This is a genomic window from Kribbella sp. NPDC055110 (genome assembly GCF_053607525.1).
Genome location: NZ_JBSGTS010000023.1, coordinates 19,928 through 30,608, shown reverse-complemented (window position 1 = coordinate 30,608; position 10,681 = coordinate 19,928). Strand labels below are relative to the sequence as shown.

The 10,681-nt window shown below is 69.1% G+C and carries 9 protein-coding genes; 3 read left to right on the top strand and 6 right to left on the bottom strand.

Annotated elements, in window-relative coordinates:
• Nucleotides 1-11 precede the first annotated feature (11 nt).
• Entirely contained in the window at nucleotides 12-470 is a 459-nt protein-coding gene (locus ACWF0M_RS28925) for a group II truncated hemoglobin (protein WP_452238873.1), read from the bottom strand.
• A gap of 12 nt (nucleotides 471-482) precedes the next feature.
• Nucleotides 483-1,382, bottom strand: coding sequence for an aminoglycoside phosphotransferase family protein (locus ACWF0M_RS28920; protein WP_452238872.1), 900 nt, complete (start codon nucleotides 1,380-1,382; stop codon nucleotides 483-485).
• Between the two features lie 96 nt (nucleotides 1,383-1,478).
• Between ACWF0M_RS28920 and ACWF0M_RS28915 the strand changes: the two genes are divergently transcribed.
• A complete protein-coding gene (locus ACWF0M_RS28915; protein ID WP_452238871.1) occupies nucleotides 1,479-2,186 on the top strand; it encodes a hypothetical protein in 708 nt (235 codons plus the stop codon).
• Nucleotides 2,187-2,189: 3 nt separating this feature from the next.
• On the opposite strand, the gene ACWF0M_RS28910 is transcribed toward ACWF0M_RS28915, so the two are convergent.
• Both ACWF0M_RS28910 and ACWF0M_RS28905 read right to left on the bottom strand, forming a co-directional pair.
• The gene (locus ACWF0M_RS28910) at nucleotides 2,190-3,011 is read right to left on the bottom strand and encodes a siderophore-interacting protein (RefSeq protein WP_452238870.1); all 822 of its coding nucleotides are present in this window, start codon (nucleotides 3,009-3,011) and stop codon (nucleotides 2,190-2,192) included.
• Nucleotides 3,012-3,072: 61 nt separating this feature from the next.
• On the bottom strand, nucleotides 3,073-4,101 hold the full coding sequence (locus ACWF0M_RS28905) for a hypothetical protein (RefSeq protein WP_452238869.1): 1,029 nt from the start codon (nucleotides 4,099-4,101) through the stop codon (nucleotides 3,073-3,075).
• Between the two features lie 181 nt (nucleotides 4,102-4,282).
• On the opposite strand from ACWF0M_RS28905, the gene ACWF0M_RS28900 reads away from it, so the two are divergent.
• Complete coding sequence (locus ACWF0M_RS28900; protein ID WP_452238868.1) at nucleotides 4,283-6,874, top strand: ATP-binding protein; 2,592 nt, start codon at nucleotides 4,283-4,285, stop codon at nucleotides 6,872-6,874.
• A 3-nt stretch (nucleotides 6,875-6,877) separates the two neighbouring features.
• Here the strand turns inward: ACWF0M_RS28900 and ACWF0M_RS28895 are convergent, their stop codons facing one another.
• Entirely contained in the window at nucleotides 6,878-7,996 is a 1,119-nt protein-coding gene (locus ACWF0M_RS28895; RefSeq protein ID WP_452238867.1) for an endonuclease, read from the bottom strand.
• Between the two features lie 333 nt (nucleotides 7,997-8,329).
• Here ACWF0M_RS28895 and cysS point away from each other — a divergent pair, with 333 nt between their 5' ends.
• The gene (gene cysS / locus ACWF0M_RS28890; RefSeq protein WP_452238866.1) at nucleotides 8,330-9,784 is read left to right on the top strand and encodes a cysteine--tRNA ligase; all 1,455 of its coding nucleotides are present in this window, start codon (nucleotides 8,330-8,332) and stop codon (nucleotides 9,782-9,784) included.
• Here the strand turns inward: cysS and ACWF0M_RS28885 are convergent, their stop codons facing one another.
• Nucleotides 9,785-10,570, bottom strand: a complete 786-nt coding sequence (locus ACWF0M_RS28885; protein WP_452238865.1) for a PrsW family intramembrane metalloprotease — start codon at nucleotides 10,568-10,570, stop codon at nucleotides 9,785-9,787. It lies immediately after the preceding gene.
• Nucleotides 10,571-10,681: the final 111 nt, after the last annotated feature.

Genomic DNA, 10,681 nt, shown 5'->3' with positions numbered 1-10,681 from the left:
CCCGACGCCTGTCAGGGCTGGTACGGCGGGGCCTCGCCCCAGCCCCAGTGCGGGACGGGGGCCTTCGGCGGTGGGGTCGCGCCGGGCTGGGAGTTCGCGAGCGCGATCCGGGTGCCCCATTCGACGTACGCGACGAACGCCGAGCGGAACTCCGGATCCTTCGGGAGCCCGGCCGGGTCGGCGCTGCTCGCGATCAGGGCGGCCCAGCGCGACCGCTGCTCCTCGGTCAGCCCGAGGTTCAGGTGGTGCGACAGCATCGCCGGGTAGCCACCGAGCTCGTCGGTGTAGCGGCTGTGGCCGCGGAACACCTCGCCGAGCCAGATCGCCACGTGCTCGCGGTGGTTCTCGCTCATGTGCGCGAAGACCGGTGCGAGGATCGGGTCCTCGAGCACCTGGTCGTAGAACACGTCGGTCAGCCGGCGCAGCGCCTCGTGCCCGCCGGCCCACTCGTACAGCGTCGGAGTAGTCACGTAATTATGTAATCACACGAACAGGGCATCCGAGACCGCCTTCAGTTCCGCCTCGATCCGGGTGTCGCCGTCGGCGGTGAACCACAGCACGTTCTGCAGGATCCGCCCCGCTGTCCAGGCCAGTCCCCGGTCGCGGTCGATCCCGGTGACCTCGAGCATCAGGTCGAACCGGTCCCGGATCGCCTGCGCCACGTCGCCGGTCGCGACCAGGTCCTCCCACCGGTTCCACAGCACCGGGAACAGCTCGAACGCCGGGTCACCTGCGAGCGGCTTCGGGTCGATCACCAGCCACGGCTGCCGCTGCGCAGCCATCACGTTGTAGTAGTGCAGGTCCCAGTGCAGCAGGCGGTCACCGGGTTCCGGCAGCAGCTCGGTGACCTGCGCGACGAACCGCCGTACCAGTTGCTGGTCTGCCGCATCGGAAAGGCGAGGGATCAGCCGCGGTGCGTCCTCGATCATCCCGGCGGCGATGTCCGAGAGATGGCGGATGCCGGGCGGGGCGGGTACGGCGCTCAGGTGGTTCAGGAGCTCGGCGAGGATCCGGGTCGCCTCGACGTCGTCCGGCAGGTCGTCGAGGGTCCGCGGCTCGAGGCGTTCGAGCAGCAGCGTCGACGTCTCCGGATCGTCCTCGAACACCTCGACGACATCGTCGTGGCTCCACGTCCGCAGCGCGAGCGCCTCGCTCTCGGACTCCTCGTTGACGCTCTGCAGCTTGAGCATCGCCGCGGTCCCGTCCCGCCGTACGACGGGGAGGATGAGCGACGCCTCGCCGCTCAACGGGTCGCCGGACACGGTCAGCTGCCACTCGTCGACGTACCGTTCGACCGCCCCGGGCAGCCCCGCCAACCAGTCGGACGCCTTCTCACTGTGGTTCCGGACGAGCTTCGCGGGAATCTCGATCACCCTCGGCACAGTAGGTGATTCGAGGCCGCTCCGCCTGGATTTTCGTAGCTGAGGCGATCTGGGCCGCGAGTAGGTGGTTCGGGCGGGATGTGGTTGGGTCTTGGCGTGGAGAGCAGGCTTCGGCGGGTGCGGCGGATCGTGGCGGTTATCTATCTGGGGATCCCGGTGGTGCTGCTGGTGGTCGTCGCGGTGATTGCGTCGACGGGTACGGCGGCGGCGTGGATCGGGCTTGTTGTGCCGGTCGTGATGCTGGGGGTCGGGTTCGTGCTGCGGCGGCGGCATCGGTACCAGCCGCGATGGTGGCTCGGGGTCGCCGGATTGTTCGGTGGTCTGACCGGTCTGATGGTGACCCTGTTCCCGTTGGCGGTCGGGGTCTGGTGGCCGGCGATCCTCGCGTTGCCCGGCCTGATCCTCGGGATCGTCGGCGGGCTGGCTCTGGCGCGCGCGGCCGACCGCGCGCTGCTGGTCCCGTTCGTCCCCGAGTTGGCGGGTACGCCGTACGAGCTGGTCTTCCGGCTCCGTGGCATCCCGCTCGCCGCCGTTCTCGTCGGCGCGGATTCGGTCACTGTCCAGGCGCACCCGATCCCGCGCGCCGACCACCAGCTCCGCACCTATCCGCTGACCGCGATCACCGGCACCTACGAGTTCTCGCTCTCCGGCGCGGAGCGGCTGCGGTTCCCGATCGCCGTGACCCATGCGGTCGCGAGCCAGGGCCCGGCCGTGATTCTGCAGGCGAACGGCGAGGACTGGGTCCTCCCGACGAACCAGGCCACCACCTTGATCGACGTACTCACCGCGCGCCGGGGCAGTTGAGGTCTAGGAAGACTGCTGGCGGGAGGTCTCGGCCTTCTCCGCCTGCCAGCCGTCCTCGTTCTTGCCGAGCCGCCAGTAGCCGGACAGCGAGACGCGGTCCCGGCTGAGTCCGCGGTCCTGGAACAGGTTCTTGCGGATCCGGAACACGAACCCGGCCTCGCCGTGCACGAACACGTGCGGCGTACCTTCCGGGAAGTCGAGGGCCTCGACGGCCGCGACCAGCCCGTCGCCACGCTCACCGTCGGCGGTCGCACGATGGAACCACCGCACATCAGCGTCGCCCGCGCCGCCGAACTTCTGCTCCTCGGTCTCGTCCGCCACCTCGAGCAGAACGGTCGCACGAGCACCCGGCGGCAGCTGCTCGACCGCGGCACCGATGGCCGGCAGGGCGCTCTCGTCACCCACGAGCAGGTGCCAGTCGGCCGCCTCGTCCGGCGCGTACGCACCGCCCGGGCCGTTGAACCACACCACGTCACCCGACTGCGCCGACGCCGCCCACGGACCCGCGACACCCTCGTCGCCGTGGTGGACGAAGTCGATGGTCAGCTCCCGCGTCGCCTCGTCCCAGTTCCGGACGGTGTAGGTCCGCATGGTCGGCCAGTGCTCGGCCGGGTACGTCTCCCGCACCACGCCCAGGTCCAGCGGCTCGGGGTACTCGACGCCGTCCTTGCAGAACAGCAGCTTCACGTAGTGGTCGGTGAAGCCGTTGTCGGCGAAGTCGTCGGACGTCAGGACGACGCGGATCATGTGCGGAGTGATCCGCTCGGTCCGCAGGACGACGGCGCGCTTGCAGACGCGGTTACGGCGGGGTGCGGGGCTGGTCACGCGACCACGGTCCTCTCGGGCGGGATAAGTTAGGCCAGCCTAACTCACCCCGCCCAACAGGTCAGGTTCCGCGGATGGAGAAGGCCCTGCTGACGCCGGCCTGGAAGTTGTAGCACTTCGGGAAGTACACGCGGTACGGGATCAAGCCCTTGTACGCCGGCTGTGCGTTCAGCGTGAACCGTCCGCTGGAACGGATCGCGCCGGTGCCGACGGTCCGCCACTGCGAGGCGCCGTACAGCCGCTGCAACTGCACCTTGCAGGCGGACGGCGCGCCCATCACCGATCCGTTGACCGGGACGATCGTGCCGACCGGTGCGCTGGTCTTCGACGGTGACGCGGACACGACGCCGGGCCGCGCCACGACGAGTCCCTGCCCGCCGACAGACGCCGGGTTACCGGGCAGCAGCAGGCAGTTCACCCATTCGGCGTCGTTGGCCGTGTACGCCTTGGTCACCACGCCGTTGGTGCCGGTGAGGTGCGTGTAGCCCGGGCCGGAGTACTCGGCGCAGATGTTGTCGGTCCCGAGGACGACGCGGACCTTGCTGCCGTACGGCTTGCCGGTCTGCGCGTCGGTGACCGCCCACTTGATCGAGAAGCCGGAGCCGAACGGCACCACCTTCGGGGACACCGACGCGGTGATCTTCGGCTGGTGCGTCCCGGTGACCGCGAGCGACGGACCGGCGTACGGCGTCGGGTCCGTCATGCTGCCGCTGCCCGGGAAGAACGGGCCGGTCAGTACGCCGGTCACCTTGAACGTGCCGTTCGCCGTCGACGGGACCTGCAGTGGCCCGCTCCAGGTGCCGTTCGCGAGCCGCGGCAGGTTCGTGGAGAACAGCGTCCGCTCCTGGCCGGAGCCGCCGGTGCGCTCGAGGATCACGTTCACCGGCGTCTTGGCGTCGGCGCCGTACGTGCCCGTCACCGTCACCGTGACCGGTGCGGTGTTGAGGCCGCTGACGGCGACGCTGGTCTTGTTCAGCGTGATCGAGTCGATCTTGAGGTCGGGGTCGGGAGCGGCCTGCGCCCCGACCGGGAAGACGGCCAGCACCAACGGTGCCGCGAGCAGTGCACCGAGCACTCGTCCGATTCTCATGCACCGAGCGTGACAGCGGCACAGGGCGCTTCCAAGGATTTCGGCTCAGGTCTGCGCGATCGGGTCGGTAGGGGTAGACCGGTTGCCGCGAGCCCGTGATTCAACTTCCAGGAGGCGAGTGTTAACCGGTAGGTAACTCACCGACCGTGTCGGGTACCGCTACGGTCCGCACGCTGTTCCAATGAGCCAGGTCTTCGGAGCGGACGGGCACCCGGCGAAGTTCATCGCGCGCCGGGACCAGCTCGGGGCACCGCTCTCGTTGACCGGCGAGCTGCCGGAGAGCAAGGCGATCCTGTTCCAGGGTCCGCCCGGCATGGGCAAGACCACCGAGCTGAACCGGGCGGAGGATCTGGCCGAGATCCACGGCTGGACCACCATCAGGGTGACCGCGTCCGAGGACATCCCGCTCGAGCACCACCTGACCACCGCCTTCCGGAACAAGCTCGACGACCTGCGGGACGAGTTCGGCCGGCGCCGGGTACGCGACCTCAGCAAGACGGTCCGGGACCTGACCGACAGCGGCCGCAACACCCGGCTGGGGTTCGAGTTCCGGGTCGGTGGCGGCCCCGTCCCGCTCGAGTTCGTCGGTAAGCACGAGAAGGACACCAGCGCGCACAGCAAGCTCGGCACCACGCTGAACGACTTCGCCGACGAGCTCGGCCGGATCGCCGGCCACGAGAACGAGCCGATCCTGCTGCTGATCGACAAGATCGATGCGGCGTCGGAGCTCGACCAGGCGGGCGTCAACGACCTGGCGATCCACCTCGAGGAAATGGATCGCCCCGTCTGGCTGGTGATCGCCGGCGGCACGAAGTCGACGAGTTCGCTGATGCACGCGTCCCGCCGGATGTCCGGCATCGCGACCACGATCACCAACCAGTTCAGTGTCCGCGAGCTCGAGCCGCTGTCCGACGCGGACCTGGCGCTGTCCCTGACCGAACCGCTCGACCGGGAGCAGATCCCGTACGACGACGACGGCATCGACGTACTGGTCCGCGCCGCCAACGGCAACCCGAGCCAGTTGCGGAAGTTCGCCCTGGCCGCTGTCGCGATGCGGGACCCGGAGCACGGGATCACGGCGGCGACCGCGGAAGCAGCGACCACCAGGGTCTGGACGGACTCCGAACACAGCTACCAGAGCCGGTGGAACCAGCCGGAGACCACGCACGCCCAGAAGGATCTCCTCGCCGCCGTCGCGGCGCAGGGAACGAACGGTCTGTACATGCCGCCGCAGACCCGTCCGGACCTGTCGGACGAGTGGCAGCAGGTCGACAAGGCGCGCCAGGAACTGGTCGCGCGCGGAATGCTCCGCGAGCACGACGGCCAGCTCGTGACGATCCCCGACAAAGGATTCCGGGACTGGCTCAACACACACCTCGATCAGACACCCGGGCCGGTCCGCGGACCCGAGACCGGCCGGCCCGCGGCCAACCTGGAACCGGTGCACCTGGCCGGGGACCGGGCTGCGGTCACCAAGGTGTTCGGTGCGGCCGATCAGCTCGTCGAGCAGATCGACCGCTTGGACAAGAACGGCCGGCCGATCTCGCTGGAACAGCGAGATCCGATCGGAACCACGGTGCTGTTCACCGGGCCGCCCGGCATCGGCACAAGCCAGGAGCTGACCCGGACCAAGGCCCAGGCCGACCAGGAGGGGTGGATCGCGATCCGCTTCAGCGCCTCCCGGCGTGAGTCGGTGGAGGCCAGGATCATCCGCGCCGTCCAGGACGAGCTGGACACCTTCAAGAAGCGGTACCCGGCCGACCAGGTGAAGGAGCTGAAAGAGATCCTGAACCGGATGGCCGTCCGGACCAAGAACTCGATGAGCACCGCGCAGCTCCGGGCCGGCCTCTCGCCCGGACCGAAGATCGGCGTCCACCGGGCCTGGGAAGGCGTCACGAAGGACTCGGTCGGCCGCACCTTGAGCGAGCTCGGTGAACATCTCGGCAAGATGGCCGGGCCGCGCCGCGAGCCGATCGTGCTGCTGGTCGACAACTTGGACGCCGCGTCGGCCCGCGATCTGGTCGCCCTGACCGGGCTGTCGGCCACCCTGCACGAGAACCGGCTGCCGGCGTTCCTGATCGCGGCGGGCGGCAACCAGATGGAGTCCCGGCTGCTGTCGGCATCAGGTGGCCGCTCCGGGACGGAGACCGAGCTGAAGCTCGACGTCCGCGAACTGATGCCGCTGAACGCCGACGAGATGCGCAAGGCACTCGTCGAGCCGCTGGCGAAGTCGGGTTACCGCTGCGAGCCGAGTGCTGTGGACAAACTGGTGCAGGACGCAAAGGGTCATCCGAGCAGGTTGCGGACGCTGGCCGGCGCGGCTCTCGAGCTCGTTCAGCCCGGCGAGAACACCATCACCACCGAGATCGCCGTGACCGCGGCCGCCCGGCTGAACACGCGATCCCGGGCGCTGTACGCCGCCGCCTGGTCGAACTGCTCGAACCATGAGATGGCGTTGCTCGCGAAGACCGCCGCGCACGGGTCCCACGGCGTACCGATCCCGTCCCGGACCGCGACCGCGGATCGCTGGGACCTCGACAACGCGTCCAAGACGCTGATCTCACGCGGCCTGCTGACCCGCTCCGGGCACCAGATCCACGTCACCGATCCAGGCTTCCAGGATTGGGTCCAGACCCGGCTCGGCACGTCCACTGCGCTGTCCGGCATCGCCGCGCCGGGCAGGTCCCAGGCGCAGCTCACGACGACCGGAGGGCGGACCGTAGACCACCGGCCCGCCCTCGGCACCAAGCACGACGTGCAGCAGAACCGCTGACCCTTACGGCCAGATCGAGCTGACCCACTCCGGGTGGTCGATGAACGGGTTCCGGTTGTGCTGGAACTGGCTGTAGATGACCTCGTTGCGGTTCTTCTCGAACGCGTCCGGCGGGTCGGCGGCGGCCCAGGCCTTCAGCACCGAGACCTTGCCGATGTACGGCGCGGTGCCGTTGCTGACCGAGTCGTTCAGCTCGAGGTTCGCGAACCCGTCGTCGCCCTCGTACCGCACGGCCATGTAGAAGATCATCCGGGCGACGTCACCCCGGACAGCCGCACGCGGCGCGAACGAGTCCGAGTCCGCCGTACAGCCGGTGCACTGGGCCACCGACGTACCGCCGTTGTCGAAGTCGAGGTTGCCGCGGGCCGAGTTCACCGTCACGTCCTCCGGGCGGAGGTGGTGGATGTCGGTACCCGGGCCGGTCGCGGTCCCGAAGTCGCCGTGGGACTTGGCCCAGACGTGCTCGCGGTTCCAGTCGTCGGCGTTGCCGCCGTTGAGGGTCTTGCTGATCGAGCGGCCGGAGTAGATCTCGATGACGTTGCTGCTGTTGTTCGGGTCCTGGTCGGTGACCTTCAGCGCGTCCCAGACCTGGTCGTAGGTGAGCTTGGTCTGGCTCGAGATGATCGTGTGCAGCGCGGACTTCAGCGCCGCTCCGGTCTTGCCCTCGGCGCCGGCGTAGTAGTCACCCGGATCCGGGCCCGGGTCGGAGCCGCCACCGCCGGTGAACGCGGTCGCGTTCTTCAGTCCGGGGTGCGAGAAGTACGCCGCCAGCGTGCCGGTGACGGTGATCTGCTGTCCGAGCAGGCTCGGGTTGCTCTGCAGTCCGTACGACGCGCGGAACGCGGTCGGGATCTGAACGTAGAGCATCGACGACGTACTGGTCTGGGACGCCGAGTCGGCGAGCGCCAGCGCGTAGTCGTTCGGGAAGTTGCTGCGGACAACGGTGCTGGTGGCGGTCGGCTGACCGACCACGTACCCGGTGACGGACGCCGTGGAGTTGTCCTGGCGGCCGATCGCGGTCGCGACCGTGATCGAGGTGGCGGCATTCGACGGCGTGATGCCGAAGCCGAGGAGGGCAAGTACGGCGGTGACGAGCAGCGCCGGACGCATGAAACGGGACACGGCTACTCCCAGGGGCGGTTGGGGACCGAACGCAGGTCAGTCTGCCCAGCTTCGAGGGCCACCTAACAAACTGCAGGTGAAGAGTTGAACCGGTGGGGCGATGAACGAGTGAGTGCCGTTCACCACCCCACCTGGGTGAATGGGCCCCCATCAGGCCGAGACGCACAGCCGCAGCCTGCTCGCCCACACACCAGCGAGGCGCCACTGGCGGGCGGCACCTCACCGTCGAGGTCGGCGTGGTGCGGACGCCGTTTACGGACCGTACTCACTCCAGCACGCGTTGTCCATGGCTCACGTGCGCCATCTCACTCTCCGACCGGTAGCATCCAGCGGGTGACTTTGCGGCTCTTCAATTCCCTCGGACGCCGCGTCGAGGACTTCACTCCGGGCGTAGACGGCATCGTGCGGCTGTACAGCTGTGGGCCGACGGTCTACAGCTACGCGCACATCGGCAACCTGCGCGCCTACACGTTCGCGGACACCCTGCGCCGGGCGCTGCTCTGGAAGGGGCTGCAGGTCGAGCACGTCATCAACATCACCGACGTCGGCCACGCAGTCGCGGAGGCCGAGCTCGGCGAGGACAAGCTCGAGGTCGCGGCCGCCCGGGAACGCCGGTCGGTCGAGGAGATCGCGGCGATGTACACCGAGGCGTTCTTCGCCGACCTGGCCGCGTTGAACATCCTGCCCGCACACCACTATCCGCGCGCCACGCAGTACGTCGAGCAGATGATCGCGTTCGCGGAGCGCCTGGTGGAGCGCGGCTTCACCTACGAGATCGAGTCCGGGCTGTACTTCGACACGTCGAAGGATCCGACGTACGGGCAGCTCGGCCTGATCGACGTGAGCGGTCAGCTCGAGGGCGCCCGCGTGGAGGAGGTTCCCGGCCGGAGGGCGAAGACCGATTTCGCGTTGTGGCGCGCGGAGGCTCCGGGGCAGCTGCGGGCGATGCGGTGGAACTCGCCGTGGGGTTGGGGCGCGCCCGGTTGGCATCTGGAGTGCTCGGTGATGAGCATGCTGCTGCTCGGTGAGCATTTCGACATCCACACCGGCGGCGTGGACCACAGGCAGTTGCACCACGTCAACGAGATCGCCCAGAGCGAGGCGTACCTCGGCGACGGGCAGCCGTGGGTCAAGTACTGGCTGCACAACGAGTTCCTGCAGCTCGGCTCGGCGAAGATCTCGAAGTCGGCCGGTCACATCCTGACCGTCAGCGACCTGGCCGAGCAGGGATTCCATCCGCTCGCGTACCGGCTGTTCCTGCTGGGCGGTCACTACCGCGCCCAGCTCGAGTTCACCCTCGCGGGACTCGACAGCGCCCAGTCCACACTGCGCCGGTTGGTCCGCCGTACGTCGTCACTCGGCGAGCTGCCGTCCGTGACGACAGCGGACGAGGCGCGCGCGGCAGCCGGCGACGACGCCGCGGCCGCCGCGGTGATCGACCAGCTCGACGACGCGATCAGCTCGGACCTCAACACACCGCGCGTCCTCGCGTTGCTGCAGGACTCGCTGCGTGATCAGGCGCTGTCCGAGCCGGGTCTGCGGGCGATCGTGGCTGCGAGCGCCGCCGTACTCGGGCTGCCGTTCGGCGAGCTCACCCCGGCTGACCTCGAGCAGGCGACTGATCTACCGGAGCTGGACGAGGCCGCGGTCGAGCAGTTGGTCGCGGACCGCGAGGCTGCTCGGTCCGCTCGGGACTGGGCCCGCGCCGACGCCCTGCGTGCTGAGCTGACCGAGCTGGGCGTTCAGGTCACCGACACCGCGGACGGCCCAACCTGGACCAGGGCCTGATCAGGCCGGTACGGCGACTGCGTCCGTCCGCTGCGCGCGCCTGAGGCCGTAGAGCAGGAGGCCGATCGAGATCGCGCCGACGACGGCGTACGTGATGCGGCCGCCGAGACCGTCCCAGGTGGAGTGCAGCGCGACGGCCAGCGCGTACATGCCGAGGAAGCCGGCGAAGTGCTTGCCGGTCGGCGCGAGCACGAACCGCCACAGGCCCCAGCAGGCCAGGCCGGTCCAGGCCGCGTGACCGGCCGGAGAGAGCAGCCCGCGGATGAACAGCGTCTGCTCGGCCGCGCCGATGTTCCCGTTGGACTGCAGCAGCGCGACGAACGCGTAGCCCATCGTCTCCAGGACGGCGAACCCGGTGCCGACCGCGACCCCGATGACGATCCCGCCGCCGATCGACGTCCGGTACCGGTGCCCGAAGAACACCACGAGGATCGCCGGTACGACGAGCTTGGCCGCCTCCTCGATCAGCCCCACCCCGACCATCGGCAGCGTCCCGAGCCGGCGCATCGCGTCGTACTCGAGGAGGCCCGCGACGACGACGCCGACCACGCCGCCGAACAGCAGGCAGCCGCCGAGCGTCGGCCCGTCGATCAGCCAGCGCCCGGACCGGCCGGCCGCGAACGTCACGAACGTCAGCGGTACGACGAGCGCGCCGAGCAGGATCATCGTCGGGAACAGATTCGGGTTCCCGGTGTCGGTCAGCACGGCCAGGACCGCGAGATACAGCCCGCCTCCGATCAGGAACGTCCCGACCCATCCCCACCTGCGTACCGCCTTGGCGCTCATGTCTCAGATGGTGCCGGGCCTGGCGTGGTTGCGCCATGTCGCAGGGACGGCAGTGATGGACAGGGCGGATTGCTGTGACGTGATTGCAAACTCAGACCTAAGAAGAGGTGT

Excerpts from the sequence above, each read along its gene's own strand:
- ACWF0M_RS28900 (WP_452238868.1), top strand. The coding sequence starts at position 4,283 with ATGAGCCAGGTCTTCGGAGCGGACGGGCACCCGGCGAAGTTCATCGCG.
- ACWF0M_RS28905 (WP_452238869.1), bottom strand. The coding sequence starts at position 4,101 with ATGAGAATCGGACGAGTGCTCGGTGCACTGCTCGCGGCACCGTTGGTG.
- ACWF0M_RS28885 (WP_452238865.1), bottom strand. The coding sequence starts at position 10,570 with ATGAGCGCCAAGGCGGTACGCAGGTGGGGATGGGTCGGGACGTTCCTG.